The following is a 26,293-nucleotide window of genomic DNA, read 5'->3' as shown; positions in this document are numbered from 1 at the left end:
GGTGACGCTTCGATGAAAGATCGGCGACAGTTCCGTGACGCTCCGCCGGTCCTTGTGGATGTCCGGGCGGCCTGCATGTCGGCGGCGTTGGTTGCGTGTCCTACGACCGGAACGGCGCCATGAGCCGTTGCATCATGTCCATATGTCGGGTAGTCTCGACATATGGAAAATGAACAGGCTCTTCTCGCCTTTGCGGCCTTCGCCCAGCCCACCCGTTTCGAGGTGTTCCGCCTGCTCGTCGAGAGCGAGCCGGACGGGCTCGCGGCAGGCGAGATCGCACGGCGCCTCGCCGTGCCGCACAACACGATGTCCTCCCACCTCGGCATCCTCGCGCGGGCCGGTCTCGTCAGCGCCGCGCGCCGCAGCCGTTCCATCGTCTACCGGGCGGAACTCGACACGGTGCGCGCGCTGACGGCCTTCCTGCTCAAGGACTGCTGCGGCGGACGTCCCGAGATCTGCGCGCCGCTCGTCGCCGAGCTTGCGCCCTGCTGCCCTCCTGCCCGAGCGAACGTCCAAGCCACCCACGAGGCCTGATCATGGCTGACCCGATCTACAACGTGCTCTTTCTGTGCACCGGCAATTCCGCCCGCTCCATCCTGGCCGAGAGCATCCTCGCCAAGGACGGGGCAGGGCGGTTCCGCGCCTTCTCCGCCGGCAGCCGGCCCAAGGGCGTCATCCATCCGCTGGCGCTCAAGGTGCTCGAAGGTTACGGCTATCCCACCGCGGGGCTGCGCTCGAAGAGTTGGGAGGAATTTGCCGGGAGTGACGCGCCGGTGATGGATTTCGTCTTCACCGTCTGCGACAGCGCGGCTGGCGAGGCCTGCCCGCTGTGGCCGGGCCAGCCGATGACGGCCCATTGGGGAATCGAGGACCCCGCCGCCGTCGAGGGAACCGACATCCAACGGGAGGCTGCCTTCGTCGCCGCCTTCCGCTACATGAAGAACCGCATCTCCGTGTTCACGGCGCTGCCTGTGCGGAGCCTCGGCCATATCGCGCTAGGCTCCCGGCTCGCCGAGATCGGGCAGCTCGAAGGGGCGACGAAGCCGCGCCCGAGCGCGGCATGAGGACCGTCATGGACGTCATCATCTATCACAATCCCGCCTGCGGCACCTCGCGCAACGCCTTGGCGATGATCCGTAATGCGGGCGTCGAGCCGCATGTGATCGAATATCTGAAGACGCCGCCGACGCGAGCCATGCTGCACTGGCTGATTGCGCGCATGGGTATCCCGGCGCGCGCCCTGCTGCGCGAGAAGGGTACACCCTATGCCGAACTAGGCCTCGCAAACCCGGCGCTGAGCGACGATCAGCTCCTCGACGCCATGCTCGCCCATCCGATCCTCATCAACCGGCCCATCGTGGTGAGCCCGAAGGGCGTGCGCCTGTGCCGCCCGTCGGAGGAGGTGCTCGACCTCCTGCCGCCGCAGCGCGGCGAATTCGTCAAGGAAGACGGCGAGCGCGTCATCGACGAGCACGGCCGCCGCGTCGCGACGGCCTGAGGAATTCCCATGTCCACCTTCGAACGCTATCTGACCCTGTGGGTCTTCCTGTGCATCGTCGCGGGCGTCGCGCTCGGCTCGCTGGCGCCTTCCGTGTTCCACGCCATCGCCGGGCTCGAGGTGGCGCGCGTCAACCTGCCGGTCGCCGTTCTCATCTGGCTCATGATCGTGCCGATGCTGGTGAAGATCGACTTCGCCGCTCTGCGCGAGGTTGGCCGGCACTGGCGCGGCATCTCCGTGACGCTCTTCGTCAACTGGGCCGTCAAGCCGTTCTCGATGGCGCTGCTCGGCTGGCTTTTCATCGGTTACCTGTTCCGGCCCTATCTGCCTGCCGACCAGATCGACAGCTATATCGCCGGCCTTATCCTGCTCGCGGCGGCGCCGTGCACGGCCATGGTCTTCGTGTGGTCGAACTTGACGAAGGGCGAGCCGCACTTCACCCTGTCGCAGGTGGCGCTCAACGACGCCATCATGATCGTTGCCTTCGCACCGATCGTCGGCCTGCTGCTCGGCCTGTCCGCGATCACCGTGCCGTGGGACACGCTCATCCTGTCGGTGGCGCTCTACATCGTCGTGCCGGTCATCGCCGCGCAGGTCATCCGCGCCCGGCTTCTCAAGACGGGCGGCGAGGCGGCGCTGGCGCGCTTCCTCGGCGTCCTGCAGCCGCTCTCGCTCGTCGCGCTGCTCGCGACGCTGGTGCTGCTCTTCGCCTTCCAGGGCGAGCAGATCCTGGCACAGCCGCTCGTCATCGCGCTCCTTGCGGTGCCGATCCTGATCCAGGTCTATTTCAACTCCGGCCTCGCCTACCTCCTCAACCGCATGAGCGGCGAGGCCCATTGCGTCGCCGGACCCTCGGCGCTCATCGGCGCGTCCAATTTCTTCGAGCTCGCGGTCGCCGCCGCCATCAGCCTGTTCGGCTTCAACTCCGGCGCGGCGCTCGCCACCGTCGTCGGCGTGCTCATCGAGGTGCCGGTGATGCTGTCCGTCGTCTGGATCGTGAACCGCTCGCAGGGATGGTACGAGGCGCGGGGCGCGCGGGTCTCCGAGGCACCGCGTTGAGCGGCGGGGCAACCGTGCATGTCTTCCCCGGCGCTTCCGTCCCCCGGTGATGCGCAGCCACGAGGGGAATCGCCCGCGCGACAATCTATAGATTGATCAGGACGGCGAAGTACTGGCACATTCCGCGCGCATCACGCGAATCCATGCCCGCCTCGTGCTCCACCTGAAGTCCCTCGTGAACGAAGCCTCCATCCGCGGCCGGCCCGCGCAGCGCCCGCTCTTCCGCCACTTCGAGGACGATCCGCGCGCCGATGCCGCGCAGGATGCCTGTTTGCATGGGCCGGACGTCATCGTCGCGCCGGTCGTCCGCCGTGCCGGTTCGGCCTTCGCGAAGCTCTTCGCCTGTACGAGGACCCTCTGAGGCATGTCGCCGGGCGAACTCATCGGTTTTCTGGCGCTCGCGTTCGCCGCCGCCTATGCCCAGACGTTGACCGGCTTCGCCTTCGGCCTCATCACCATGGGCGGCGTCGGCCTCACCGGCCTCCTGTCCCTGCCCGATGCGGCGATGATCGTCAGCGTGCTGACGCTCGTCAACGCAACGCAGATGCTGCTGAAGGGCTGGCGCGATGTCGCCTGGCGCGAGTTCGCCTTCGTCATGGCCGCGAGCGTGCCGCTGCTCTTTGCCGGCTACTGGCTGCTCGAATGGCTCGCCGACGCCCGGGCCGACATGCTGCGCCTCGTGCTCGGTGCGGTCATCATCGCCTCCAGCCTGCAGCTGGCCATGCGGCCGGCGCCGCTCGCGCAGAAGTCCGGCGGCGCCTCCTTCCTCTTCTTCGGCGGTATCGCGGGCCTCATGGGCGGCATGTTCTCGACGGCCGGGCCGCCGCTCGTCTATCACTTCTACCGCCAGCCGCTGGCCCTCGCGACGATCCGCGAGACGCTCGTCGGCGTCTTCGCGCTCAATGCCGTGTTCCGCATCGGCCTCGTCGCCTTTTCCGGCAACCTGCCCGGGCCCTCGACGCTGACCGGCCTCTTCGCCATCCCGGCCGTGATGGCGGCGACCTTCGCCGCGCGCCGCTGGCCGCCGCCGATCGCTCCGCAGGTGATGCGGCGCATCGTCTTCGTCCTCCTCTTCCTGTCGGGGGTGTCGCTCGGCGTCCCCGCCGTCCTGCGCCTCCTGGGAGTGCATTGATGACCGTACACGACAAGACAGCCGGCCGCCGCGTGCTCGACCTCAGGGACCCGTCGCTGCTGACGGGCAAGGCCTATGTCGGTGGCGAGTGGATCGAAGCGCCGGACGGCCGGACCATTCCCGTCACCGATCCCGTCGACGGCGCGCTCATCATGGAGGTGCCGGACCTCGGGCCCGAGACCGCCCGCCGTGCCATCGATGCGGCTGAGGCGGCGCAGAAGGCATGGGCGAAGCGCCCGGTGAAGGAGCGCAGCCAGATCCTGCGACGCTGGTACGAGCTCATCCTCGCCAATGTCGACGACCTCGCGCTGATCCTGACGACGGAGCAGGGCAAGCCGCTCGCCGAGGCCAGGGGCGAGATCGTCTCCAATGCCGCCTATCTCGAATGGTTCGCCGAGGAGGCGAAACGTATTGACGGCGACGTCATTCCCGGCGCGCGTCCTGACCAGCGCATCGTCGTGCTCAAGCAGCCTGTCGGCGTCTGCGCGGCCATTACGCCCTGGAACTTCCCCAACGGCATGATCACCCGCAAGGTTGGCCCGGCGCTGGCGGCCGGCTGTACCATGGTGCTCAAGCCGGCGGCGCAGACGCCCTTGTCCGCCTTCGCGCTTGCCGTGCTCGCCGAACGGGCGGGCGTCCCGAAGGGGGCCTTCTCAGTCATCACCGGTGAGGCGCGGCCCATCGGCGAGGAGTTTTGCCGCAATCCGAAGGTCGCCAAGATCACCTTCACCGGCTCGACCGGTGTCGGCCGCTGGCTGATGCGCGAAGCCGGCGACGGCATCAAGCGCCTGTCGCTGGAGCTTGGCGGCAATGCGCCCTTCATCGTCTTCGACGATGCGGATCTCGATGCCGCCGTCGAAGGCGCGATCATCTCCAAATACCGCAACGCCGGTCAGACCTGCGTATGCGCCAACCGCATCTACGTGCAGGAGACTGTGGTCGAGGCCTTCACCGAGAAGCTCGTGGCCAAGGCCCGCGCGCTCAAGCTCGGCCGCGGCACCGAGGACGGCGTCGCGATGGGTCCGCTGATCGACGAACGCGCCGTCGCCAAGATGGAGGAGCACGTGGCGGACGCCCTCGCCAAAGGCGGCCGGCTCGTCCTCGGCGGCCAGCGTTCCGACCTTGGCGGCACCTTCTTCGAACCGACGGTGATGACCGGCATTACCCAGGAGATGAGGGTCGCGAAGGAGGAGACCTTCGCCCCGCTCGCGCCGATCATCGCCTTCCGCGATGAGGAGGAGGTGATTGCGATGGCAAACGATACCGAATTCGGCCTTGCCTCCTATTTCTACGCCAGGGACATGGCGCGCGTCTGGCGCGTGGCCGAGGCGCTGGAAAGCGGCATGGTCGGCGTCAACACTGGCCTCCTCGCCAACGAGATGGCGCCCTTCGGCGGCGTCAAGCAGTCCGGCATGGGGCGCGAAAGCTCCAAGTACGGCATCGAGGGCTTCCTGGAGCTGAAATACGTCTGTCTCGGCGGCCTGTGAGGCAGCGCGTCCACGCTTCTCCTCTGTCAGAAGGTCGTTGTCATGACGACATGGACAGCAGGACGATGGTGCCGGGCGAAGGTCAGCGGAAGCGCAGGTTCTGCCGGGTGAGTTCGCCCACCGAGGCGCAGCCCATCAGCTTCATGTCGCGTTCGATCTCGTTGCGCATCAGCTCGAGGGCGCGCTCGACGCCCACCTGTCCGGCGGCGGCGAGGGGGAAGAGGTAGTAGCGGCCGAGCCCGACCGCCTTGGCGCCCAGCGAGAGCGCCTTGAGCACATGGGTGCCGCGCTGCACGCCGCCGTCCATCATGACGTCGATGCGGTCGCCGACCGCATCGACGACCTCGGCGAGCTGGTCGAAGGCGGTGCGCGAGCCGTCGAGCTGGCGCCCGCCGTGGTTGGAGAGGACGATCCCGGTGCAGCCGATCTCGACGGCGCGCCGCGCATCCTCGACCGACATGACGCCCTTGAGGCAGAACGGCCCGCCCCATTCGCGCACCATCCCCGCGACGTCGTCCCACGACATGGAGGGGTCGAGCATCTCCGTGAAGTAGCGGCTGATCGACATTACGCCGCTACCCATGTCCACATGGCTCTCGAGCTGCGGGAGTCGGAAGGGCTCGTGGAGGAAATGATTGAGGGCCCAGGCCGGCTTGATGGCGAATTGGGCGATGCCGGAGGAATTGAGCCGGAAGGGGATGGCAAAGCCCGTGCGTTTGTCGCGCTCGCGGTTGCCGCCGGTGATGCTGTCCACGGTCAGCATCATCACCTCGATACCCGCCTCCTTGGCGCGGGCCATCATCTCGCGGTTGAGGCCACGGTCCTTGTGGAAGTAGAATTGGTAGACCTGCGGTCCGCCGCTGATGCGGCGCGCCTCCTCGAGGCTGACAGTGCCAAGCGAGGAGACGCCGAACATCGTGCCGAAGCGCGCGGCGGCGGCCGCCACCGCACGCTCGCCCTGATGGTGGAAGAGCCGCTGCAGCGCCGTAGGCGAGCAGTAGACCGGCATCGCCAGCCGCTGCCCCATGACCGTCACCGACATGTCGACGTCACCCACGCCGCGCAGGACATTGGGCACGAGATCGCAACGGTCGAAGGCCTCCGTATTGCGGCGATAGGTGACTTCGTCGTCGGCGGCACCGTCGATGTAGTTGAAGATCGGCCCCGGCAGCCGCTGCCGCGCCATGCGGCGGAAATCATGGAAGTTGTGGCAGTCTCTGAGACGCATCTGTGCCCCTGTCGCTGGACAGTGACCGCCAGTAGCATATCGGTGGCGCGAGTCCATGCGCTGCCGCAACGATTGCTTCGGAAAGCTGGCGAGGGCGATGCGGCGGACGGGCTGGCCGGTGTCGCCGCGCCCGTTTCCGCGCGCAGATCATCGCGGCGGGCTGATACCGGCGATGGTTCAGGCGCTCGCCGGCGCCCGGCGGTCGAGGAGCCGGCGAAGGGTCGCGGCATCGGCAAGGAACGCCTCCGGCGCATCGTCCCGCACGAATTCCAGCATGGCGTAGCGCACTCCCTCGAAGCGGCTTTCCGGCAACGCCGCGAAGACGGCCGACCACCACGTCGCGCGGTCGGCGAGCGCATAGCGCCGGCGCGCGCCGTCCCATGCGAAGACATGGACATGGGAGACACGCGGGCCGATGCGGGCGATCTCCTCGCGGGCTTCGTCGAGCGGCAGGCCCGGGCGCGGCTGCCAGTAGAGATGGACATTATCGTGCGCGATCTCGTCCATCAGGCTTGCGGCGGAGCCCGTCTCGTCGGTGAGCGAGTTCGGGTGGTATTCGAGCGAGATGGAGATGCCGGCCGCGCGCCCCAGCTCTCCCATGGCGTGGATGAGGTCGGCCGCCTCGCTGCGCTCCTTGGTGTCATAAGCGGCGGAGGGGCGCTCGCGCCGGCCCGGCCAGATCCGCACGTTGCCCGCTCCGAGCGCGTGGCACGTATCGAGGACGTGGCGAAAGTCGTCGAGCCCATGGTCCGGCGGGTACAGATAAGAGCCGTAGGAGGCGGGCAGGAGGCCCGCTTCCTCGGTGATGCGGCGCACGTGGCGCGCCATGACGACATCGCCGGCGGGCACGTGCACGTCACCGCCCCATTCGATGGCGGCGAGACTCGCCTGCCGGGCGAGCGCCACGATCTCCCCCGGCGGCAGCTGCCGGAAGGTGACGGAGCAAAGGGCCGGTGCGAGCCCGATCATGCGAGCCGCTCGAGCAGGGTCGGATGGACCTCGTAGAGCAGCGGCTCGCCGGCGCGGAAACGGGCGATCTCGTCCACCGCCATCTCGCCGAGCCGGGTGCGCTCGGTGCCGACGGCGCCGGCGATATGCGGCGTCAGGAACACGTTCGGCAGGTCGTAGAGCGGCGACGTGGGCGGCGGCACCTCCGGCTCCGTCACGTCGATGATGGCGCTGATGCGGCCGGTGCGCAGCTCGGCGATCAGCGCCTCCTCGTCGACGATGATGCCGCGCGCCGTGTTGATGAGGGTCGCGCCGTCGCTCAGGCGTGCCAGCATCGGCCCCGAGATCATGTGCTGCGTCGCGGGCAGGGCCGGCGCGTGCAGCGAGACGACGTCGGAACGCGCCATCAGTTGCCCGAGGGGCACGGCTTCGACGCCGAGAAGCGCGGCTTCCGCCGCATCGACATGCGGGTCGTAGAGCAGCATGGTGAAGCCGAAGGGCTGCAACAGGGCAACGACCCGCCGGCCGATGCGCGAGGCGCCGACGATGCCGACCGTCTTGCGGTAATTGCCGATCGGCTGGCCCTTGAGCGCATCGATGCGCCCGCGGTGGCGATCCTCGCGGTAGAGCCGGTGGAAGCGGAAGACCTGCTTGGCCGCGAAGAGGATGGCCGCCAGCGTGAACTCGGCCACCGGCACCGCATTGGCCTCCGCCGCATGGGTGACGCGGATGCCGGCGGCATAGACCTCCTCACCGATGAAATGCTTCACCGTCCCCGCCGCATGGGCGACGAGCCGGAGGTGCGGAGCGAGGCCGAGCACCGCCGCATCGATGGTCGGGCACCCCCAGCCCGTCACGAGGATCTCGGTGGCGGCCAGGACGGAACGGGCGCGCGCGTCGTCGAAGCGCTCCAGCGGCACGGGATCGACGATGCGCCCGAGTGTTGCGAGGCGTGCCAGGAGATCCGGCGGCAGCACGTGGCCGGTGCGGGCCGGATCCATGGCGAAGGCGATGCCGGGCTTCATCGCGGCGCCTCCTCGATCATGATCGCGCTCACCCGCTCGCCCTTGGTGGCGAATAATCGCTCCACGGTCGGCAGGTCCGGCGCCGGGGGCGGGCTCGCCCACGCCGCCCGCACTGCCGCGAGGTCCGGGCTCGCGAGCGCCGCCGTGACGAGAAGGCTCTCGCCCGCGGGAACAGTGGCCCGCAGCTGCGGCACCGTGGTCTTGGCGACGATGAGGTTGGTGTTCGGCGCGACCTTGCTGGCGATGCCGCGCCGCGTCACCGTGGAGCCGAGGTCGGCGATGCCGCTGAAGTCCGTGGCGCTCGTGACGCAGGCTCGGCCGTCCGCCTCCTCGGTCCTGTCCGCGGCGCCGTCGGCCCGGGCGATGGCAAAGCCGCCTTCGGCGGTCAGGAGCGGCCGCGGCGTCACGATCCGGTGGAGGCGTATGTGCCACAGGCCCGCCGGCACAAGCCACGTATCGACCAGGACGTCGGGAAAGGGCCGCCAGCGCGCGAAGAGGCTGTCCCCGGCGATTTGCGCCTCCTCGTTGCCCTCGCGCACGCGGAAGTGCAGGCCGTCGTCGCTGAAGGCGAGCATGCCGTCGAGCGCGGCGAGGCCGAAGTTGCGCTCGTCGCTTTCGACACTGAAGCCGTAGCGGCTCGAATAGACGAACTTGGCGTATTTCTCGGAGCCGAAGCGCATGGCGAGGTTCTCCTGCCCGCAGGAGAGCGCCACCACATTGCCGGGGCTCTGCGTCATCACCATGCCCGGATGCCGGAGGGGGACCGGCTCCGACGCCGGCTCGGCCGGCTCTTCCCGGGCCTGCCAGAAGGGGTGGCTCTCGGGCAGCGCCAGCGGCAGGAAGGCCTTGAAGGCCCAATAGGGCGAGCCGGCGGAATTGTAGTTCTCCGACATGAGGAGATTGGGATAGCCGTAGCCGACGGAGAGCACCCCGTCGCGATGCGCGATGGGCTTGTCCGCCCACCAGCGCAGGTGCCTGAGGTAATGGCCCTTCACCACGCCCCAGGGCAGCGCCTCCTCGTCGGCGAAGGCGAGCGCCCCCCAGAAGCCGGCCATGGCGTAGCGATAGGTGAGGCTGCGGCCGAAGGCGAGGGCGCCGCCCACATCATCGAACCAGTGGCGGATGTCCTGCGCGAACAGCCGCGCCCGCTCGCGGAAACGCGCGGCGCGCGGATCGCCCGGCGCGGCGAGCGCCGCATAGATGAGGCCGTAGAAATGCATGGCGAAGGGAATGTAGTGGTCGATACGGCGCACATTGCCGTCGCGATACCAGCCGTCGCCGAGATACCAGCCGTCGATCTCGTCGAGATAGGCCTCCGTCAGGCTCTCGTCGAAGGCGACGCCGACGTGCTTCAGCCCCATGTCGACGAGGACGCGGAAGAAGCGCCAGTTGTTGTCGGCATAGTCGTGGCGGCGGGCCTCGAGGAGATAGTTCGCGACATTTTTGCGCGCGCGGGCGTCGAGCGGCTCCCAGAAGATGTCGGGGCAGAGGCGCAGCGCCAGCCCGATCACCGCGAGCTCGACGAGCCGCTGGTCGCGCGGGCCGGCCCGGCCGATGAAGCCGGGATGCTCAGGATCGAGCCCGTTGGCGAGGCCGTCGCGGTACATGGCCCAGTGGGCGAAGGGCTCGCCGCCTTTCGCGAGCGGCAGGAGCCCCCAGAGCGGCCGGGCGAAGCCCTCGAAATCGGCCGCGGCACGGTCGAAATGCGCCGCCGCGGCGTCGAGGCGCACGCGCGCGCCGCCGCCCGGGTCGAAATAGGGCAGCAGCGGCGCGAAGCTGTCGTCGAGCGCCTTGACGACATCGGCGCGGGTCCGCAGCGGGTTGCCGGCGAAGGGATTGCTGCGCGAGGGATCGATGGGCATCGGGGGCTCGCCTTGTCTGGGCGGATCGCTGGTGGTGGGCGCTGATCTCATGGGCTCTGACGCGGCCCGGCCGGGCGGTCGCTTCCTTACGATCCGGGCGGGGCGACGCTGCCGCCGGCCTGCGGCCGGACCGCGAGCAGCACCTGCCGCGCCGGCTCGTGCGGGGAGGCGAGGCGCGCCTGCATCAGCGCCAGGGCCTCGCGGCCGAGCTTTTCGCGCGGCACGTCCATGGTGGCGAGCCGCGGGCTCGCCATGGCCGCGCAGGGCAGGCCGTCGAAGCCCATGAAGGAGATGTCGTCGGGCACCCGGCGGCCGGTGCGCTGGGCCGCCTCCATGGCCCCGACGGCGATGAGGTCGTTGAGGCACAGCACGGCCGTGACGTCCGTCCCCTCCGCGATGAGGGTCTTCATCGTGTTGATGCCCTCCTGCAGCCCGGTCTCGCCCTGCTTCAGCTCCACGACCGTGCCGCGCGCGCCGGGCGTCGCCGCGATGGCCGCCTCGAAGCCGCGGATGCGCTCGCGCAGGGTCGGCCGGACGCTGCGCGTCAGATAGGCGAGGCGCCGGTGGCCAGCCGCGAGCAGGATCTCGGTCGCCTGCCGCGCCCCGTAGAAGTTCGACGGCGAGACGCAATCGAACGTGAGGCCTGGATCGGCGCCATTGACGAGGACGACGGGGATCCCCGCTTCGCGCAGCCAGCGGCCGGTCGCCTCCGGCGCATCGACGCCGACGAGGAAGAGCCCGCCCGCCCCCGCCTCGGCGAGGTGGCGTTCGAGCTCCTCCCGCGTGATCGCGTCGGCATAGGTGAGGCGCACCGCGAGCGGCATGCCGGCGTCCTCGGCGGCTTCACGGAGGCCCCTGAGCACGCCGTCGTAGAAGGAGCTGAGGTCGGCCGTCGCCTGCACGGCATGGACCAGGGCAACGAGCTGATGACCGGGGCCGGAGGCCTGCCGGCGCGCGAGATAGCCGATCTCTTCCGCCACCTCGAGCACGTGGCGACGCACGCTGTCGCTGATGCCCGGCTCGTTGGCCAGCACGCGCGAGACCGTGCTGATGGAAACGCCGGCCCGTTCGGCGATGTCCGCCTGGCGGGGGCGTCTTGCTGATATGGATGCGGCGTCGGTCATGGGCTCATGTTTGCGTGAGTTAATGCAAATTTGCAATACAAGAAAACATTTGCGCTCATTTTCCTGTTTGCATATCCTTCTGCAAAATTGCGGACCGGCGAGCCTTGTCTGGTGTCCGGCCGTCATAACCCGGAGGAGGAAATGATGCGCTTGGATCGGCGGAGCTTTCTGAAATCGTCCCTCGCCGCGGGTGCCGCGACCGCGCTGCCGGCGCTCGCCGGCGGCTCCGCGCAGGCGCAGCAGACGGTCCGGCTGCGCGCGACGTGGTGGGGTTCGCAGGACCGGGCCCAGCGCACGCTCGCCGTGGCCGAGCTCTTCTCGAAGACCCATCCGGGCATCTCGGTCATCGGCGAGCCCGTCGGCGGCGACGCCTACTGGCCGAAGCTCGCGACCCAGATGGCCGGCCGCAACATTCCGGACGTGTTCCAGCTCGAGCCCAACACGCTGCCCGACTATTCGGGGCGCGGCGCCTGCCTCGACCTCACGAAATTCCTGCCCAAGCCCCTCGACATCGAGGGTTTCGGCCAGCGCATGGTCGATCTTGGGCGTGTCTACGACAATCTCTACGGCGTCGCGCTCGGCCTCAATTCCTTATCGATGTTCTACGACACGGCGATGTTCGAGAAGGCGGGCCTGCCGGCGCCGACGCCGGACACGACCTGGGACGACTATGCCCGGCTCGTGACGGAGCTGAACAAGGCCGTCGGCCGCCCGGGCGAATACTGGGCCTCGCCGGACGGCAGCCGCTATCACTACGTCTTCCAGGTCTGGCTCGGCCAGCGCGGCAAGACGACCTTCTCGGAGGATGGCGGCATCGGCTTTACCGTCGACGACATCAAGGAGTTCTATACCTACTGGCAGGGTCTGCGCGACAAGAAGGTCATCGTGCCGGCCGACGTCGCCTCCATCGACGACAATTCCATCCAGAACAACTGCCTCGCGCTCGGCAAGTCGGCCATCGGCTTCACCTATTCCAACCAGCTCGTCGGCTACCAGCTGCTGATCAAGAACAAGCTCGGCATCGCCATGGTGCCGCAGGCGGGCAACGGGGCGCCGTCCGGCCACTTCTATCGTCCGGCGCTCATCTGGAGCATCGGCGCGAGCTGCAAGCACCCCGAGGCGGCGGCCGAGTTCATCAGCTTCTTCGTCAACGACATCGAGGCGGGCAAGATCCTCGGCGTCGAGCGTGGCGTGCCCATGTCGCCGAAGGTGCGCGAGGCGATCCTGCCCAATCTCAACCCGACCGAGCAGGCGACGGTCGCCTATGTCAACATGCTCGAGGACCGGGTGATGGACTATCCGCCTCCCGCGCCGATCGGCGCCAACGAATACGACCGCAACGTCTTCCGCCCGGTTGCCGACCAGCTCGCCTATGGCAAGCTGACCGTCGCCGAGGCGGCCGAGAAGCTTGTGGAGGACGCGAAGGCGGTGCTGCGCAAGCGCTGACCCGAACAGCCGCGGTCGTCAGCGATAGCCGGCGGCCTGCAACTCGAACATCTGCGCATAGCGACCGCCGCGGGCGACGAGCGCCTGATGCGTGCCGGCCTCCAGGATGCGGCCGCCCTCGAGGACGATGATGTGGTCGGCCATGCGCACGGTGGAGAAGCGGTGCGAGATGAGCAGCGTCGTCTTGCCCGCGCTGAGGTCGCGGAAGCGCTGGAACACCTCGTATTCGGCATGGGCGTCGAGCGCCGAGGTCGGCTCGTCGAGGATGAGCACCTCGGCGTCACGCATATAGGCGCGCGCGATGGCGATCTTCTGCCATTCGCCGCCCGAGAGGTCGATGCCGCCGCCGAAGCGCCGGCCGAGCGGCTGCTCGAAGCCGAGCGGCAGCCGGGCGATGATCGCGCCGGCGAGGCTGCGGTCCGCCGCCTCGGCGATCCGCTCGCGGTCGCCCGCCGCGCCGATGTCGCCGATGGCGATGTTCTCCGCTGCCGTGAAGTGGAAGCGCACGAAATCCTGGAAGACGACGCCGACGCGGCTGCGCAGCATGTCGAGGTCGTAGTCGCGCAGGTCGCGGCCGTCGAGCAGGATGCGGCCCTCCGTCGGATCGTAGAGCCGCGCGAGGAGCTTGACGAGCGTCGTCTTGCCCGCGCCGTTGGCGCCGACGAGGGCCAGCACTTCCCCGGCCGGAATCTCGAGGTCGAGATGCCGGATGGCCCATTGCTGCGCGCCCTCGTAGCGGAAGCCGACGTCCTCGAAGACGAAGCCGGAGCGGATCGACTGCCGGACGGGCACCGGATCGGGCGGCGAGACGACGCGCGGTGCGATCTCGAAGAAGGAGAACAGGTCCTCGAGATAGAGCGCCTGGCCCGCCACCTGCGAGAAGCCGAGCAGCAGCCCATCGAGCAGGCCCTTGAGGCGCAGGAAGGAGCCGACGAGGAACGTCATGTCGCCGACGCTGAAGTCGCCCGCCATGGTGCGCCAGATGACGGCAGCATAGGCGACGTAATAGGCGAGGGTGCCGAAGGCGGCGAACAGACCGCCCCAGAAGGCCCGGCGGGTGGCGAGGCGCCTGTTGTCGCGGTACATGGTCTCGGCGAAGCGGCGGAAACGCTCGATGAGGAAGCGCTCCAGGCCGAAGAGCTTGACCTCCTTGGCAGTCTCGATGCTGGAGCCGAGATAGCGCACGTAGTCGAGCTGCCGCCGCTCGGGCGTGCGGAAATAGTCGAGGCGGTAGCCGAGCGCGTTGAACTTCAGTTCACCGAGCAGCGAAGGCAGCAGCGCGACGAGCATCAGCATGATCAGCGAGGGCCAGTAGGCGACGAGCGCGATCATCAGCGTGACGGCGCCGAGGATGTCCTGGATCTGGCCGAAGACGAGGCCGAGCAGGCTGGTGCGACCTGTGACCTGGCGCCGGGCGCGGTCGAGCCGGTCCTGCTGCTCGCTGCTCTCGAACTGCTCGAGGTCGAGCGAGGCCGCCTTCTCCATCAGGCGGATGCTGGCGAAGTTGCTGTAGGTCTCGGCGAGGAGGCTGTCGACGAGCGAACTGAGGCGGCCGGAGACATCCGCCACGATCGCGAGGCAAAACTCCAGCGCCACGAGCGTGCCGACATGCGCGAGCCGGCCGCTCTCGATCCAGTCGCTGAGCGACCAGTCGGGATGCGGCACGCGCGCCTCGGCGACGACGGCATCGATGATGAGCTTGCCGACATAGAGCATCAGCACCGGCACGACGGCGCGTGCGAGGCGCAGGGCGATGCTCGCCGAGGTCAACGCCGGGCTCGCGGCCCAGACGAGGCGGATGAAGGCCGGCAGATGGCGCAGGGCACCGACGCGTTCGCGGAACGATTGGGGTGTGCGCAGGACGGTGGCCATGCTGCGTCTCTACCTCTTCCGCGCCCGCCGGTCGAGGTCGCGGCGCATAGCGTCCGGCAGGGATCGTTTTGCCGGGCCGGGCGTTCCACCAGGGGAGATGGCGAGACGCGCTGCATCGGGTGTCGGGCGGCATGCTGCCGTGATTGCCGCGATGACACCGCCAGAGCGGCACAGTACGATGGATCAAGATCCTGCCGAGGAGATGAGACCATGCAGGAGATGCCCGCCTCCAGGGCGTACCGTCTGCTCGAGGCTGGCCCGGTGGTCCTCGTCGCCACCGTCCGCGATGGAAAGCCGAACGTCATGACGGTGGGCTTCCACATGGTGATGCAGCACACGCCGCCGCTGATAGGCTGCATCATCGGCCCGTGGGACTACAGCTTCGGCGCCTTGCGCGACAGCGGCGAATGCGTCATCGCCATCCCGACGGTCGATCTTGCGGCGAAAGTTGTCGCCATCGGCAATTGCTCCGGCGAGACGACCGACAAATTCGAGACCTTCGGCCTCACCTCAGTCCCCGCGCGCGATGTCGTCGTGCCACTCGTTGCCGACTGCCTCGCCAATATCGAATGTCGGGTGGCGGATACGAGCCTGGTGGACCGCTACAACCTCTTCATCCTGGAGGCGGTGCGCATCTGGATTGACGCGGACCGCAGGGAAAAGCGAACGCTCCACCACCGGGGCGACGGCACTTTCACCGTCGACGGCCGCGTGATCGACCTTCGGGAGCGGATGGTGAAGTGGAAATACCTGCAGGATTGAGCGGAGGCATAGTCGGCCGGCGCCCCTGGCGCGGGAGCGGGGGGGGCGCTTTCTATCCGCTGGCGGCCGACTGGTCGGAGTCGGAGCCGTCGAGCTGGATACGATTGCGGCCGGCCATCTTGGCGCAATAGAGCGCCTTGTCTGCGCGCGAATAGAGGCTGAGGGCGATGTCCCCCTCCCTGCAGGCAGCTATTCCCGCCGAGAATGTATAGCCGAAGTCGGGCCGCTCGGTGAGCGGACGCGATTTGCGGACGATGACGAGCATCTTCTCCACGATCAGGGCCGCTTCCTCGAGGGAGGTGCCCGGCATGACGAGGACGAATTCCTCGCCGCCGACCCTGCCGAAGCAATGGGTGCGTTGAACGAGGCCGTGCACCTTGATCGTGAAGTCGCGCAGGATCTGGTCGCCCGTCTGGTGTCCGAACCGGTCGTTGATGGCCTTGAAGCCGTCGATGTCGAGGACGGCGAGGCAGCCGCGCACCGCAGCGCCGCGCTGCAGCATGTCCTCGATCCGCCCCATCACGAAGCGGCGATTGGCCACTCCGGTCAGTTCGTCGGTGTAGGAGGCCTTGATGGCGAGGTCCCGGTCCTGGCGGACCGCGCGGCTCCTGGCCCGCAAGCCGGTGATGTCGCTGGCGATGCACAGCATCCAGCCGTCCGCCTGCATCGTTTCCGTCATCCACAGCCAGCGGCCGTCGAGCAAATCAGTCTCGAAGGCGCGGAAGCCCATCTTGCCGCGGCGCGACTGCGTGGAACGCAGCCACTCCTCGAAATCGGCCGCGTGGATGACCGTGCCCCGGCTGGCCTGATGGTTGCGCCGCATCAGGTCGGCCCACAGCGGCATCTCGCCCGGCTCGATGAAATAGGCGGCGCGAAAGGCCTTGTTTGCGTAGCGCAGACGATCGAAGCCGTCATAGACGGCGATCAGGACTGGTGTCTCTTCGAAAAGCCCAGACAGCTCTTGGACGACTTCCTCCATGCGGTCGCATCCTACCCATCGGCGCCGTGGAGAAAACTAAACTTTGAACGGCTGCCCGCCGCGTCAGCGCGCGGCGGGCGCGCTTGCCGGGCGTCCACGGACCCTTGCGGCCCGCCGGCCCTTGCAATTAGGGAGACCATGACCGATGTCGGCCTTGGTCCGGCCTGCGATGGCGATCCGCTCGCCCTGTCCGCAGCTTGGACGGGTTCCGGGCCGCCTTTCTTGCCACCGCCTCGACGATGATGGCGACCGCCTTCGTGTCAGGCGGCCTCTCATCCGCTCCGGTCGTTTTCATTCCGGAACTATCCTTCGCTCGATGGCTCATTAGCCAGTTGGGTGACGTCGTCCATCACGCAGCCCTTCCGTGCGGCCCAAGGCGTGCTCGATGAGCGACTGGATCTCCCGCGCCGCGGCGGCCTCGGCCGCGAAGCTCGGCTGCATGACGGCGCCGGGATCCTCCTGCTGGTCCATGATCGTCAGGCGATCCTCCAACGCGGCCTTCAGATCGTCGGCGCCGTTCCTCACGAGATGCCCGACGACGATGGCGAGGACTTCCTTCAGGCCGTTGATGCGGCCTTCGAGTTCGAAGGGACTGAGCTCTGACATGGGACGGCCCTCAACCTGTCTCGACATCGGTCGCGCCGGCCTCGCGAAAAACCTGCTCGGCCCGTGCGGTCTGGCTGCGGCTGACGTCGGCCGATATCGCGATGCTGCCGCGCAGTGCGGCGTCGAGGTCTGAGTTTTCGGCACGGGCGGCCTCCCGTGGGGCGAAGGTCCCGCGGATGGTGCTGATACTGTCATCACCCATGGCATCCACTCCCTTGTTTCGCCCAAAGCGTTCGAGAGCCGAGATTGTTCCGGGGGCAGGAAGCCCTGTGCATCCTCCTGATGGCCGATGCCGTCGCAGGCTGTTCCGGAGCAAGGTGGGCCTCGCGCGAAAACGGCGGCGTGCTAGCATTGCCCCGGTCGTCGTGTACCTCGATCGTCTCGCGAGGGAGTGGATCGCATGGCTGCGTTCACCGCCGATCTCGGCGGCACCCGCTACGTCTTCGCCGGGCTTGCCGGGCTGCTCGCCGCCGCCTCTCCGCCGCGCTCCGGCGACGAGCTGGCCGGCATCGCGGCGACGAATGCCGCGCATCGCGCTGCCGCGCAGCAGGCACTTGCCGATGTGCCGCTCGCCCATTTCCTCGACGCGGTCGTGGTGCCCTACGAGAACGACGAGGTCACGCGCCTCATCATCGACGGCCACGATGCCGCGGCCTTCGCGCCCGTGGCCCACATGACGGTCGGGGACTTTCGCGACTGGCTGCTGTCTGACGCGGCGACGACGCCGGTCTTGACGGCGCTGGCGCCCGGGCTGACGCCGGAGATGGTGGCGGCGGTGTCGAAGCTGATGCGCAACCAGGACCTGATCGCCGTTGCCCGCAAGTGCCGCGTCGAGGTCGCCTTCCGCACGACGCTCGGCCTGCCGGGGCGGCTCGCCAGCCGCCTGCAGCCCAACCACCCGAGCGATGATCCTGCCGGCATCGTCGCTGCCACGCTCGACGGGCTTCTCCTCGGCAGCGGCGATGCCGTCATCGGCGTCAATCCGGTCACCGACAGTGTCGGCAATGCCATCACCCTGCTCGAGGTGCTGGACGAACTGCGCCAGCGCCATGCCATCCCGACCCAGAGCTGCGTGCTCACCCATGTTACGAACACCATCGAGATCATGGCGCGCGGCGGGCCGGTCGACCTCGTCTTCCAATCCATTGCTGGCACCGAGGCGGCCAACCGCGGCTTCGGCGTCGATCTCGCCATCCTGCGCGAGGCGCACGAGGCCGCGCTATCGCTGAAGCGCGGCACGCTCGGCAACAATGTCATGTATTTCGAGACGGGGCAGGGCTCGGCGCTGTCGGCCGATGCCCACCACGGCGTCGACCAGCAGACGCTGGAGGCGCGCGCCTATGCCGTCGCCCGCGCCTTCCGTCCGCTGCTCGTCAACACCGTCGTCGGCTTCATCGGGCCGGAATATCTCTACGACGGCAAGCAGATCATCCGCGCCGGGCTCGAGGACCACTTCTGCGGCAAGCTGCTCGGCCTGCCGATGGGCGTCGACGTCTGCTATACCAACCATGCCGAGGCCGACCAGGACGACATGGACACGCTGGCGACGCTGCTTGCCATTGCCGGGGTCAACTTCCTCATCGCGGTGCCGGGGGCGGACGACGTGATGCTCAACTACCAGTCGCTCTCCTTCCACGATATCCTCTACCTGCGCTCCACTCTCGGCCTGCGCCCCGCGCCGGAATTCGAGGCCTGGCTCGCGGGGACGGGCCTTGCCCGCCCCGACGGGCGCCTGCGCGCGCTCGATCAGGACGCCTTGCCGGCGCAGCGCTTCCTCGCCCTTGCGGGTGGCACCGATGGCTGAGCAGCCTCCCGTCCGGCACGGGCCCGATCCGCAGCCGCCCGATCCCTGGGCGCGGCTGAGAGCCGCGACCCCGGCCCGCATCGGCCTCGGCCAGGTGGGCGATGCCCAGCCGACGCGCGCGGTGCTCGCCTTCCAGGCCGCCCATGCCCTGGCGCGCGACGCCGTCCACGCCCGGCTCGACGCTGCCGCGCTCGCGGCGGCGCTGGCCGATCCGCCGGCCATCCGCGTGCGCAGCCTCGCGCCGGACCGGCCGACCTATTTGAGGCGCCCCGACCTCGGCCGCCGGCTCGATCCTGCCTGCCTGCCGCCGCTGCCCAAGGGCGACCACGACCTTGCCCTCGTCGTGGTGGACGGCCTCTCCGCCACGGGCATCACTGCCCACGCGCCGGCGCTCGTCGCCGCCATCCTGGCGCGCCTGCCGCGCCACCTCGGGCTCGCTCCGCTCGTCGTCGCCGAAGAGGGCCGCGTCGCCCTCGGCGACGAGATCGCCGAGGCGCTTGGCGCCCGGGCGGTCGTCGTGATCATCGGGGAGCGACCCGGTCTGACGGTGCCGGACAGCGTCGGCGCCTATCTCACCTATGCGCCGAAGCGCGGCACGCGCGACGCCGAGCGCAACTGCATCTGCAATATCCATCGCAACGGCGGGCTCTCCTACGCCGCCGCGGCCGACAAGATCGTCTGGCTCGCCGGCGAGATGCTGCGGCGGCGCCTCAGCGGCGTCGCCCTCAAGGACGATCAGCTCGTTTCCCTGGCCGGCTCGGCCTCGTAGGCATCATGCAGCAGCGCGATGAACGGCCTTGCCTCGGGCAGGACGTTCGAACCGATCGCGGTCACTGCGATGCCCGGCGTCCACGAGTTCATCACGGCCGCGCCGGATAAGGATTGGAGCTTCTCCAGGGTGATCTCCTCCCGGCGCTGGGGGATCCCCAGGCGCTCGAGCTGCCGCTGCACGATGCCCATCGTCGTGCCGGTCAACATCGCGGCCTTCGGCCAAATGACGGCGTCGCCATCCCAGAAGGCGAGGTTCCAGACGGTCGCCTCGCTCAGCCGCCCGTGCCGGTCGCGAAAGGCGGCGTCGTCGAACCCCTGGCGTATGGCCTGGTGCAAGTAGTGGGTCTTGCCCACCTCGCCGACATGCTTGATGGCGGCGAGCGGCCGCTCGTAGTCGACCGCAGCCAACCGGAGCGGCCCCTTTGGGCCGCTGGATGGTGCCGCCGTCCGCACGAGAACCACCGGCTCGGCATCCATGCTGTCCGCCGTGAACTCGCCCTTGCGCGAAAAGACCGTGGCCGTCAGGGACAGGTCTTCGGGGCCCGCCGCGATTGCCGCCGCGATCCGGGACGCGACTTGCTCGTCGGGCAGCGCCCTTCCGAAAAGCGCCATGGATGCTTCGCGCAGGCGCGCCAGATGCAGATCCAGTCCTTTGACCCTGCGGCCGCGCACCTGCATCGCCGAGAAATGGGCAAACCCGGCGAAGGCCCGGGGTATCAGCTCATCGGGGGTGGCCGCGTGGCCGTCGATCCAGGCCCCGTAAAGGCTGGCGTCAGAAGACATGGTCTTGCTCCTCGTGGTGTTCACATCGACGAGCAACGGCCTTAGGGTCTGACAGCGCTGTCAGAGTCAAGGCGTGATATGAGGATCGGCGAGTTGTCCCGGCGCACCGGCGTGAGCGTCCGCATGCTGCGCTATTACGAGGCCGAGGGGCTGCTGAAGCCGCAGCGCACCACGACCGGCTATCGGGACTACGACCCGGCCGAAGTGCGCACGGTCGAGCGGATCAGGCTGCTCGGCTCGGCGGGCATGACGCTGGCGACCATCCGGCAGTTTCTGCCGTGCGTGCGCGGAGAGGGCCCGGTCTTCGAGCCTTGCGATGAATTGCGCACCCTTCTCAAGGACCAGATCCGCCTCGCCAATCTGAAGGCGCAGAAGCTGGCCCAGAGCCGGCAGATTCTCGAGAGCTTCCTGCTCGAGATCGGGGAGCGCTAGCGTCAGCCGCGGCGCGCGTGGAGGATGAAACGCCTGTAGGTGAGGGTGCGCAGCTTGTCGGCGAAGGCCGCGCCCCGGCGCTGCGCCGCACCGATGCGCGCATGGCTGCCGCGGCGGATGTCCGTGAAGCCGGCGGCGGAGACGAGCCCGGCGAGGGCTTCAAAGGTCAGGCCGTCGCCGAAGGGCAGTTGCTGCATGATCGCCGCGTGCCGGGCGCGGCTCGTCGCGTCCCGTCCGCCCGGCACGGCCGGAGCCTGCTGCAGCCGGGCGATGAGCCACGCCGCCAGCCGCCCGACGAGGCCTTGCCGCACCCAGTTGCCATCGAAGATGATGAGATGGCCGCCCGGCCTGAGGACGCGGTGCCAGTCGGCAAGGGCGGCGGCGGGGTCCGTCAGCGTCCACACGAGATGGCGGCACACCACGGCGTCGTAATGTTCGTCCGGCTCCATCGTGTTCTCGGCATCGGCGAGGACAAAGCGCGCCCGCGGATTGTCGCGGTGCTTGTCCCGCGCCAGCTCCAGCATGGCGGGCGAGAAGTCGAGCCCCCTCACCTCGTGGCCGAGCCCGGTCAGGACGCGCGTCACTTCGCCCGTGCCGCTGGCCAGCTCTAGGACGTGCAACGGCGCCGTGCCGAGCCTCTCGCGAATCTCCCGTGCCCAGGCGTCGAACGGAGGGCCGGCGGCGATGCGATGCTGCACGTCGCCGTCGAACGTCGGCGCCCGGTCCGACCAATAGGCGCGGATCTCCTCCTTGAGCGAGAAGTTCGACAAGGGAGCGGGTTGGGTCATGGCGCCTTCCTGTCCTCACGCCTGGTCTTTGCGGGTCGTGTGCGGGCGCGCAGTATTAGGCCGATACGGAAGCGTGAACAAGCGCTTTCGTGAGGGACAGTGCGCTAATTCTTCTTTCTGGTTCTTTAAAATTTTTCTAATTCATGTAATGAACATTGTATCAGTTAAAAAAGATAGCGATTGACCCGTCCGAATACATTCTCTACGTGCCTGCACCAACTAGCCCGGTATGGTGGAAGGCGAAAATGCAGTTTCTTCGCAAGATGGCGGTGGCGGTCACACTGGCGGTGTCTCTCGTGGCTCCCCTGGCGGCTCGGGCCGAGACCGTCAAGGTGACGGACGTGCTCGGCCGCGAGGTTGAGGTCAAGGCACCGGTCGAGCGCATCATCCTGGGCGAGGGGCGCCAGATCTATTTCGTCGCCACGCTCGACAAGGACGATCCCTTCAAGCGCATCGTCGGCTGGCGGGACGACCTGCCGAAGGCCGACCCGGACAATTACAAGGCCTATCTCGCGCGCTATCCGGATATCGCGAAGCTGCCGACCTTCGGCGGCATGAAGGAGGGCTCGTTCGACGTCGAGCAGGCGATCGCCCTGAAGCCCGACGTGCTCTTCATGAACATCGAATCGAAGGTCGCGAGCGACGAGGCCAAGCTGATCGAGAAGCTCGCCGCCGTCGGCATTCCGGTCGTCTATGTCGATTTCCGTGAACGGCCTTTCGAGAACACCGAGCCATCCATGCGGCTCATCGGCAAGCTCTTCGGCGAGGAGGAGAAGGCGGAGGAGTTCATCGCCTTCCGCGCCGCCGAGATCGCCCGCGTGACCGACAGGCTGAAGGGCGCGAAGGTCGACCAGCCGCTCGTCATGATCGAGCGCGCGGGCGGCTATTCCGACGACTGCTGCATGTCCTTCGGCCGTGAGAACTTCGGCAAGATGGTGGAGATCGCCGGCGGCCGCAACCTCGCCGCCGACCTGATCCCGGGAACCTTCGGCGTCGTCAATCCCGAGCAGATCGTCGCCGCCAATCCGGACGTCGTCATCGTCACCGGCGGCAACTGGGACGCCTATGTGCCGGGCGGTGCCTGGGTGGGCCTCGGACCGGGCACGGACCTTGCCGAGGCGCGCCGCAAGCTCGCGAACCTCACCCAGCGTCCGGCCTTCGCCCACACCGCCGCCATCGGCAACGGCCGCGTCCACGCCATCTGGCATCAGTTCTACAACAGCCCCTACCAGTTCGTGGCCATCCAGGCGATCGCCGGTTGGCTGCATCCGGATCTGTTCAAGGACGTCGATGCCGACGCGACCCTGAAGACCCTGCATGAGCGCTTTCTGCCCCTGCCGTACAAGCCGGGCTACTGGGTGTCGCTGGAGAAGGTGCAGTGACGGTGACCAGCGACACGATCGCCGCCGAGCAGCCGGAGGGAGCGCGGTTCGCCTACCGCGCTCGCACTCTCCGCAAGCAGCTCATCCTGCTCGCGCTGGCGGTCCTGCTGCTCACGAGCCTCGTCGCCGACATGATGCTGGGCCCCGCGCGCTACGGCGCGGGCGAGGTGCTCGCGGCGCTGTTCACGCCGGATGCGGCGCCCGTGGCGGTGCGCGTCGTCATCTGGGACATCCGCCTGCCGGTCGCGCTCATGGCCGTCGTCGTCGGTGCAGCGCTCGCGATCGCCGGAGCGCAGATGCAGACCATCCTCAACAACCCGCTGGCGAGCCCCTTTACCCTCGGCATCTCGGCGGCGGCGAGCTTCGGCGCCGCGCTCGCCCTCGTCTTCGGCATCGCCATCGTGCCTTTAGCCATCAATTATGTGGTGGCGGTGAACGCCTTTCTCGCCGCCATGGCCGCGGCGCTCATCATCCACGTGCTCAGCCAGCGGCGCGGCGTGACCACCGAGACCATCGTCCTCCTCGGCATCGCGCTCGTCTTCACCTTCAACGCCCTCCTGGCACTCCTCGAGTTCTTCGCCTCGGAACAGGCGCTCGGCGCCGTCGTGTTCTGGACCATGGGCAGCCTGACCAAGGCCACCTGGCACAAGCTCGCCATCACCACGGCCGTGCTGGCGCTGTGCCTGCCCGTCTTCGTCCGCCGCGCCTGGGCGCTGACGACGCTCCGGCTCGGGGACGACAAGGCGGCGAGCTTCGGCATCGACGTGCGCCGGCTCAGGCTCGAGACCATGCTGCTCGTCAGCCTGCTCGCCGCCGTCCCCGTCGCCTTCGTCGGCACCATCGGCTTCATCGGCCTCGTCGGGCCGCACATCGCCCGCATGATCATCGGCGAGGACCAGCGCTTCTTCCTGCCGGCCTCGGCGCTCGCCGGGGCGGCCATCCTCTCGGCTGCCTCGGTGGTGAGCAAGTCGCTCATCCCGGGCCTCGTCTTCCCCATCAGCATCGTTACGGCACTGATCGGCGTGCCGTTCTTCTTCAGCCTCATTCTCTCGACTCGGAGGCGGTCATGGTGAGTCTTGAACTCGTCGGTGTCGGTGTCAGCTACGGCCGGCGGGAGATCCTCGCCGGCATCACCACGCCTCCGCTGCGGGGCGGGGAGGTGGTCGCGGTGATCGGCCCCAACGCCGCCGGCAAGTCGAGCCTCTTTCGCCGCATCGCCGGCCTGACGCGCGGCCCGGGCGAGGTCCGCGTCGGCAGCCCCACCGGGCGGGTCCCGTGCTACCTGCCGCAGGACATGGCCGTGAACGCCGTGCTCACGGTCCACGAGTCCATCCTCCTCGCCAAGAAGCAGGGCGGCTCCTGGCGCGTCAGCGACGACGAGCTCGCCGCCATCGACGCCGTGCTGCGGGCGCTCGCCATCGAGGATCTCGCCTTCCGTTCCCTCGGCGAACTGAGCGGCGGCCAGCGCCAGCTCGTCTCCATCGCCCAGACCCTGGCGCGCGAGCCGGAGATCGTGCTGCTCGACGAGCCGACGAGCGCGCTCGACCTCCACCGCCAGTTCGAGGTGCTGTCGCTCGTGCGCCGACTCGCCAGCGAGCGGGGCCTGTGCGTGCTCATCTCCCTGCACGATCTCAACCAGGCGCTGCAGGTGGCGGATCGCGTCATGGTGCTCGCAGGCGGCCGCCTCGCCGCGCTCGGCTCGGTAGCCGAAGTGATCACGCCGGCGCTCCTCGCCGAGGTCTACGGCATTGCCGCGCGCATGGAACGGACCGCATCCGGCGCGCCCTATGTCGTCGTCGAGGGCTCGCTGAAGGAGGGCGTCACCCCTCGACAGAGCCGCGCCGCCTGAGGATGACCGGTCCCTAGAACTCCGCGACCTTGCCGAAGGCGGAGCCTTCGAGCCGTTCCGGCCGGTAGGGCGCCGGATTGACGATGGGTTTCGTGCCCGTGATGAGGTCCGCGATCATGTGGCCCGCGCCGGGGCCGACACCGAAGCCATGGCCGCTGAAACCAGCGGCGAGGATGAAGCCCGGCAGGGCTGCGAGCTCGCCGATGGCCGGCACGCCGTCCGGCGTACTGTCGATATAGCCCGCCCAGCGCGCCGCGACGGGGACCGCCTCGAGGGCCGGCAGCAGGCGCCGCGCCCGGGCGTGGGTCTCGGCGATCTGGCGCGGATCGGGGGTGGGATCCAGGATCCGCGTCGCCTCCATCGGCGTTGGCGCGTCGAGCCGCCAGCGTGCGAGCGTCTCGTGCCCGGCCCGCCAGCCTTGGAGCCCGCCCGGGGCGAGGCTGCGCCAGCGCCTGAGGAACATAGGCACGAACTGGCGGGCGAAACGCAGCTGCTGTGGGGTCGGATCGACGCGGGCGCCGCCGCTGATCGCCAGCGTATGGCCGCCGTCCGCGCGGCGCGTGACCGAGACCTCGGTCGTATGGAGCGCATCGGGCAGACCCGCTGCGCCGGGGGCGACGGAGAGGATCGACGCGCGTACGGAAGACTGGGGAAAGCGGATGCCGCGCTGGTTGAGGAAGGAGGAGGCCCAAGCCCCGCCCGCATGGACCACGGTCGCGGTGCGGATCGTGCCCTTCTCCGTCACGACGGCAGCGACGCGACCGCCGGCCGTCTCGATGCCGCGCGCCGCGCAGAACTGATGCACCGTGCCGCCGGCAGCCATGATGCCGCGGGCGATTACCGGAGCGGCCCGTGCGGGGTCGGCTGTGCCGTCGCTCGGGGAAAAGACGCCGCCCTTCCAGCGCCGCCCGGTCGCGCTGCCGCGGGCGGAGGCCTCCTCGCTTGAGAGCATGTGCGTGACGACCCCTTCGCTCGCGGCGAAATCGCGCCACTTGGCCCAGACGGAGAGCTGGGCCTCGTCGTTGCTGAGATAGAGCAGGCCGCAGCGGCGGAAGCCGAGGTCCTCGCCGATCTCGGTGGCGAGGCGGTCCCAGAGCGCGAGGCTGTGCGTTGCCATCGGCAACTCGCGGGCGTCGCGGTTCTGCTGGCGGCACCAGCCCCAGTTGCGGCTCGACTGCTCGGCGCCGATCCGGCCCTTTTCCAGCAAGGCGACCTTGAGGCCGCGGCGCGCGAGATAATAGCCGGTCGAGACGCCCACGATGCCGCCGCCGATCACGACGACATCGGCCCGCTCGGGCAGGGTCGGGCTGGTCTCGATCTCGAAAAGTGGCGCCGGCATCGTGGGTCTCCCTGGACGCAAAGACCCTAGCGCCCCCGCAGAAGGCGCGGGCACCGTAGATCGATCCGACGCGGCATTTCCTTTCGCGGGTACCCCAGCCATCTGCGATATTATTCC

The 26,293-nt window shown here is 68.6% G+C and carries 27 protein-coding genes; 15 read left to right on the top strand and 12 right to left on the bottom strand.

The window, feature by feature from the left end:
* Nucleotides 1–162 precede the first annotated feature (162 nt).
* From BOQ54_RS17225 to BOQ54_RS17195, 7 genes are all read left to right on the top strand, one after another.
* Nucleotides 163–534, top strand: coding sequence for an ArsR/SmtB family transcription factor (locus tag BOQ54_RS17225; RefSeq protein WP_055458829.1), 372 nt, complete (start codon nucleotides 163–165; stop codon nucleotides 532–534).
* A gap of 2 nt (nucleotides 535–536) precedes the next feature.
* Nucleotides 537–1,064, top strand: a complete 528-nt coding sequence (locus BOQ54_RS17220; RefSeq protein ID WP_055458830.1) for an arsenate reductase ArsC — start codon at nucleotides 537–539, stop codon at nucleotides 1,062–1,064.
* An 8-nt stretch (nucleotides 1,065–1,072) separates the two neighbouring features.
* Complete coding sequence (gene arsC, locus BOQ54_RS17215) at nucleotides 1,073–1,498, top strand: arsenate reductase (glutaredoxin) (RefSeq protein ID WP_071924587.1); 426 nt, start codon at nucleotides 1,073–1,075, stop codon at nucleotides 1,496–1,498.
* A 9-nt stretch (nucleotides 1,499–1,507) separates the two neighbouring features.
* Nucleotides 1,508–2,557 carry an ACR3 family arsenite efflux transporter gene (gene arsB / locus BOQ54_RS17210; protein WP_071924586.1) on the top strand — a complete coding sequence of 350 codons (1,050 nt, stop codon included), beginning with the start codon at nucleotides 1,508–1,510 and terminating at the stop codon, nucleotides 2,555–2,557.
* Nucleotides 2,558–2,711: 154 nt separating this feature from the next.
* On the top strand, nucleotides 2,712–2,918 hold the full coding sequence (locus BOQ54_RS20415) for a hypothetical protein (RefSeq protein ID WP_055458833.1): 207 nt from the start codon (nucleotides 2,712–2,714) through the stop codon (nucleotides 2,916–2,918).
* A gap of 3 nt (nucleotides 2,919–2,921) precedes the next feature.
* A complete protein-coding gene (locus tag BOQ54_RS17200) occupies nucleotides 2,922–3,689 on the top strand; it encodes a sulfite exporter TauE/SafE family protein (protein ID WP_055458834.1) in 768 nt (255 codons plus the stop codon).
* A complete protein-coding gene (locus tag BOQ54_RS17195; RefSeq protein WP_071924585.1) occupies nucleotides 3,689–5,176 on the top strand; it encodes an NAD-dependent succinate-semialdehyde dehydrogenase in 1,488 nt (495 codons plus the stop codon). Before BOQ54_RS17200 ends, BOQ54_RS17195 begins: the two co-directional genes overlap by 1 nt.
* An 82-nt stretch (nucleotides 5,177–5,258) precedes the next feature.
* Here the strand turns inward: BOQ54_RS17195 and BOQ54_RS17190 are convergent, their stop codons facing one another.
* The 5 genes from BOQ54_RS17190 to BOQ54_RS17170 form a co-directional block, all read right to left on the bottom strand.
* A complete protein-coding gene (locus BOQ54_RS17190) occupies nucleotides 5,259–6,404 on the bottom strand; it encodes an alpha-hydroxy acid oxidase (protein ID WP_055458836.1) in 1,146 nt (381 codons plus the stop codon).
* Nucleotides 6,405–6,581: 177 nt separating this feature from the next.
* Complete coding sequence (locus tag BOQ54_RS17185) at nucleotides 6,582–7,373, bottom strand: sugar phosphate isomerase/epimerase family protein (protein ID WP_071924584.1); 792 nt, start codon at nucleotides 7,371–7,373, stop codon at nucleotides 6,582–6,584.
* Nucleotides 7,370–8,377, bottom strand: a complete 1,008-nt coding sequence (locus BOQ54_RS17180; protein ID WP_071924583.1) for a hydroxyacid dehydrogenase — start codon at nucleotides 8,375–8,377, stop codon at nucleotides 7,370–7,372. Before BOQ54_RS17180 ends, BOQ54_RS17185 begins: the two co-directional genes overlap by 4 nt.
* Entirely contained in the window at nucleotides 8,374–10,239 is a 1,866-nt protein-coding gene (locus tag BOQ54_RS17175) for a DUF2264 domain-containing protein (protein ID WP_063188470.1), read from the bottom strand. Before BOQ54_RS17175 ends, BOQ54_RS17180 begins: the two co-directional genes overlap by 4 nt.
* An 86-nt stretch (nucleotides 10,240–10,325) precedes the next feature.
* Nucleotides 10,326–11,363: a LacI family DNA-binding transcriptional regulator gene (locus BOQ54_RS17170; RefSeq protein ID WP_071924582.1), complete on the bottom strand. Its 1,038-nt coding sequence runs from the start codon at nucleotides 11,361–11,363 to the stop codon at nucleotides 10,326–10,328.
* Nucleotides 11,364–11,507: 144 nt separating this feature from the next.
* Here BOQ54_RS17170 and BOQ54_RS17165 point away from each other — a divergent pair, with 144 nt between their 5' ends.
* Nucleotides 11,508–12,809 (top strand): ABC transporter substrate-binding protein, encoded by a 1,302-nt coding sequence (locus tag BOQ54_RS17165; RefSeq protein WP_071924778.1) that lies wholly within the window; start codon nucleotides 11,508–11,510, stop codon nucleotides 12,807–12,809.
* 18 nt (nucleotides 12,810–12,827) lie between these two features.
* Here BOQ54_RS17165 and BOQ54_RS17160 read toward each other — a convergent pair whose 3' ends face one another.
* Nucleotides 12,828–14,681, bottom strand: coding sequence for an ABC transporter ATP-binding protein (locus BOQ54_RS17160; protein ID WP_071924581.1), 1,854 nt, complete (start codon nucleotides 14,679–14,681; stop codon nucleotides 12,828–12,830).
* Between the two features lie 210 nt (nucleotides 14,682–14,891).
* On the opposite strand from BOQ54_RS17160, the gene BOQ54_RS17155 reads away from it, so the two are divergent.
* Entirely contained in the window at nucleotides 14,892–15,443 is a 552-nt protein-coding gene (locus BOQ54_RS17155; RefSeq protein ID WP_063188473.1) for a flavin reductase family protein, read from the top strand.
* Nucleotides 15,444–15,495: 52 nt separating this feature from the next.
* On the opposite strand, the gene BOQ54_RS17150 is transcribed toward BOQ54_RS17155, so the two are convergent.
* The 3 genes from BOQ54_RS17150 to BOQ54_RS17140 form a co-directional block, all read right to left on the bottom strand.
* Nucleotides 15,496–16,422, bottom strand: coding sequence for a sensor domain-containing diguanylate cyclase (locus BOQ54_RS17150; RefSeq protein WP_063188474.1), 927 nt, complete (start codon nucleotides 16,420–16,422; stop codon nucleotides 15,496–15,498).
* 324 nt (nucleotides 16,423–16,746) lie between these two features.
* A complete protein-coding gene (locus tag BOQ54_RS17145; RefSeq protein WP_055458844.1) occupies nucleotides 16,747–17,028 on the bottom strand; it encodes a hypothetical protein in 282 nt (93 codons plus the stop codon).
* A 10-nt stretch (nucleotides 17,029–17,038) separates the two neighbouring features.
* Nucleotides 17,039–17,230 (bottom strand): hypothetical protein, encoded by a 192-nt coding sequence (locus tag BOQ54_RS17140; RefSeq protein ID WP_055458845.1) that lies wholly within the window; start codon nucleotides 17,228–17,230, stop codon nucleotides 17,039–17,041.
* Between the two features lie 198 nt (nucleotides 17,231–17,428).
* On the opposite strand from BOQ54_RS17140, the gene BOQ54_RS17135 reads away from it, so the two are divergent.
* Both BOQ54_RS17135 and eutC read left to right on the top strand, forming a co-directional pair.
* The gene (locus BOQ54_RS17135) at nucleotides 17,429–18,832 is read left to right on the top strand and encodes an ethanolamine ammonia-lyase subunit EutB (protein WP_071924580.1); all 1,404 of its coding nucleotides are present in this window, start codon (nucleotides 17,429–17,431) and stop codon (nucleotides 18,830–18,832) included.
* On the top strand, nucleotides 18,825–19,601 hold the full coding sequence (eutC, locus tag BOQ54_RS17130; RefSeq protein ID WP_071924579.1) for an ethanolamine ammonia-lyase subunit EutC: 777 nt from the start codon (nucleotides 18,825–18,827) through the stop codon (nucleotides 19,599–19,601). The genes BOQ54_RS17135 and eutC overlap by 8 nt, the downstream gene beginning before the upstream one ends.
* Here the strand turns inward: eutC and BOQ54_RS17125 are convergent.
* Nucleotides 19,568–20,386, bottom strand: a complete 819-nt coding sequence (locus tag BOQ54_RS17125) for an aminotransferase class IV family protein (RefSeq protein WP_071924578.1) — start codon at nucleotides 20,384–20,386, stop codon at nucleotides 19,568–19,570. The two genes, eutC and BOQ54_RS17125, sit on opposite strands and share 34 nt — an antisense overlap.
* Before the next feature lie 78 nt (nucleotides 20,387–20,464).
* On the opposite strand from BOQ54_RS17125, the gene BOQ54_RS17120 reads away from it, so the two are divergent.
* Nucleotides 20,465–20,818: a MerR family transcriptional regulator gene (locus BOQ54_RS17120; protein WP_071924577.1), complete on the top strand. Its 354-nt coding sequence runs from the start codon at nucleotides 20,465–20,467 to the stop codon at nucleotides 20,816–20,818.
* A gap of 2 nt (nucleotides 20,819–20,820) precedes the next feature.
* On the opposite strand, the gene BOQ54_RS17115 is transcribed toward BOQ54_RS17120, so the two are convergent.
* Nucleotides 20,821–21,606 carry a class I SAM-dependent methyltransferase gene (locus BOQ54_RS17115; RefSeq protein WP_071924576.1) on the bottom strand — a complete coding sequence of 262 codons (786 nt, stop codon included), beginning with the start codon at nucleotides 21,604–21,606 and terminating at the stop codon, nucleotides 20,821–20,823.
* 245 nt (nucleotides 21,607–21,851) lie between these two features.
* On the opposite strand from BOQ54_RS17115, the gene BOQ54_RS17110 reads away from it, so the two are divergent.
* The 3 genes from BOQ54_RS17110 to BOQ54_RS17100 are packed head-to-tail and all read left to right on the top strand — an operon-like array spanning nucleotide 21,852 to nucleotide 24,837.
* Nucleotides 21,852–22,988: an ABC transporter substrate-binding protein gene (locus tag BOQ54_RS17110; RefSeq protein WP_071924575.1), complete on the top strand. Its 1,137-nt coding sequence runs from the start codon at nucleotides 21,852–21,854 to the stop codon at nucleotides 22,986–22,988.
* Nucleotides 22,985–24,061, top strand: a complete 1,077-nt coding sequence (locus BOQ54_RS17105; protein ID WP_432431531.1) for a FecCD family ABC transporter permease — start codon at nucleotides 22,985–22,987, stop codon at nucleotides 24,059–24,061. The genes BOQ54_RS17110 and BOQ54_RS17105 overlap by 4 nt, the downstream gene beginning before the upstream one ends.
* Nucleotides 24,055–24,837: an ABC transporter ATP-binding protein gene (locus BOQ54_RS17100; RefSeq protein WP_063188486.1), complete on the top strand. Its 783-nt coding sequence runs from the start codon at nucleotides 24,055–24,057 to the stop codon at nucleotides 24,835–24,837. Before BOQ54_RS17105 ends, BOQ54_RS17100 begins: the two co-directional genes overlap by 7 nt.
* A 13-nt stretch (nucleotides 24,838–24,850) precedes the next feature.
* Here the strand turns inward: BOQ54_RS17100 and BOQ54_RS17095 are convergent, their stop codons facing one another.
* On the bottom strand, nucleotides 24,851–26,176 hold the full coding sequence (locus tag BOQ54_RS17095) for an NAD(P)/FAD-dependent oxidoreductase (RefSeq protein ID WP_071924574.1): 1,326 nt from the start codon (nucleotides 26,174–26,176) through the stop codon (nucleotides 24,851–24,853).
* Nucleotides 26,177–26,293: the final 117 nt, after the last annotated feature.

The sequence above is a fragment of the Chelatococcus daeguensis genome, assembly GCF_001887265.1.
In the GTDB taxonomy this organism is placed as follows: domain Bacteria; phylum Pseudomonadota; class Alphaproteobacteria; order Rhizobiales; family Beijerinckiaceae; genus Chelatococcus_A; species Chelatococcus_A sambhunathii.
Note: the sequence above shows the minus strand (reverse complement) of the source record. Positions and strands in the feature narration are given on the sequence as shown.

Excerpts from the sequence above, each read along its gene's own strand:
- BOQ54_RS17225 (WP_055458829.1), top strand. The coding sequence starts at position 163 with ATGGAAAATGAACAGGCTCTTCTCGCCTTTGCGGCCTTCGCCCAGCCC.
- BOQ54_RS17220 (WP_055458830.1), top strand. The coding sequence starts at position 537 with ATGGCTGACCCGATCTACAACGTGCTCTTTCTGTGCACCGGCAATTCC.
- arsC (WP_071924587.1), top strand. The coding sequence starts at position 1,073 with ATGGACGTCATCATCTATCACAATCCCGCCTGCGGCACCTCGCGCAAC.
- arsB (WP_071924586.1), top strand. The coding sequence starts at position 1,508 with ATGTCCACCTTCGAACGCTATCTGACCCTGTGGGTCTTCCTGTGCATC.
- BOQ54_RS17200 (WP_055458834.1), top strand. The coding sequence starts at position 2,922 with ATGTCGCCGGGCGAACTCATCGGTTTTCTGGCGCTCGCGTTCGCCGCC.
- BOQ54_RS17195 (WP_071924585.1), top strand. The coding sequence starts at position 3,689 with ATGACCGTACACGACAAGACAGCCGGCCGCCGCGTGCTCGACCTCAGG.
- BOQ54_RS17190 (WP_055458836.1), bottom strand. The coding sequence starts at position 6,404 with ATGCGTCTCAGAGACTGCCACAACTTCCATGATTTCCGCCGCATGGCG.
- BOQ54_RS17185 (WP_071924584.1), bottom strand. The coding sequence starts at position 7,373 with ATGATCGGGCTCGCACCGGCCCTTTGCTCCGTCACCTTCCGGCAGCTG.
- BOQ54_RS17180 (WP_071924583.1), bottom strand. The coding sequence starts at position 8,377 with ATGAAGCCCGGCATCGCCTTCGCCATGGATCCGGCCCGCACCGGCCAC.
- BOQ54_RS17175 (WP_063188470.1), bottom strand. The coding sequence starts at position 10,239 with ATGCCCATCGATCCCTCGCGCAGCAATCCCTTCGCCGGCAACCCGCTG.
- BOQ54_RS17170 (WP_071924582.1), bottom strand. The coding sequence starts at position 11,363 with ATGACCGACGCCGCATCCATATCAGCAAGACGCCCCCGCCAGGCGGAC.
- BOQ54_RS17165 (WP_071924778.1), top strand. The coding sequence starts at position 11,508 with ATGCGCTTGGATCGGCGGAGCTTTCTGAAATCGTCCCTCGCCGCGGGT.
- BOQ54_RS17160 (WP_071924581.1), bottom strand. The coding sequence starts at position 14,681 with ATGGCCACCGTCCTGCGCACACCCCAATCGTTCCGCGAACGCGTCGGT.
- BOQ54_RS17155 (WP_063188473.1), top strand. The coding sequence starts at position 14,892 with ATGCAGGAGATGCCCGCCTCCAGGGCGTACCGTCTGCTCGAGGCTGGC.
- BOQ54_RS17150 (WP_063188474.1), bottom strand. The coding sequence starts at position 16,422 with ATGGAGGAAGTCGTCCAAGAGCTGTCTGGGCTTTTCGAAGAGACACCA.
- BOQ54_RS17145 (WP_055458844.1), bottom strand. The coding sequence starts at position 17,028 with ATGTCAGAGCTCAGTCCCTTCGAACTCGAAGGCCGCATCAACGGCCTG.
- BOQ54_RS17140 (WP_055458845.1), bottom strand. The coding sequence starts at position 17,230 with ATGGGTGATGACAGTATCAGCACCATCCGCGGGACCTTCGCCCCACGG.
- BOQ54_RS17135 (WP_071924580.1), top strand. The coding sequence starts at position 17,429 with ATGGCTGCGTTCACCGCCGATCTCGGCGGCACCCGCTACGTCTTCGCC.
- eutC (WP_071924579.1), top strand. The coding sequence starts at position 18,825 with ATGGCTGAGCAGCCTCCCGTCCGGCACGGGCCCGATCCGCAGCCGCCC.
- BOQ54_RS17125 (WP_071924578.1), bottom strand. The coding sequence starts at position 20,386 with ATGTCTTCTGACGCCAGCCTTTACGGGGCCTGGATCGACGGCCACGCG.
- BOQ54_RS17120 (WP_071924577.1), top strand. The coding sequence starts at position 20,465 with ATGAGGATCGGCGAGTTGTCCCGGCGCACCGGCGTGAGCGTCCGCATG.
- BOQ54_RS17115 (WP_071924576.1), bottom strand. The coding sequence starts at position 21,606 with ATGACCCAACCCGCTCCCTTGTCGAACTTCTCGCTCAAGGAGGAGATC.
- BOQ54_RS17110 (WP_071924575.1), top strand. The coding sequence starts at position 21,852 with ATGCAGTTTCTTCGCAAGATGGCGGTGGCGGTCACACTGGCGGTGTCT.
- BOQ54_RS17100 (WP_063188486.1), top strand. The coding sequence starts at position 24,055 with ATGGTGAGTCTTGAACTCGTCGGTGTCGGTGTCAGCTACGGCCGGCGG.
- BOQ54_RS17095 (WP_071924574.1), bottom strand. The coding sequence starts at position 26,176 with ATGCCGGCGCCACTTTTCGAGATCGAGACCAGCCCGACCCTGCCCGAG.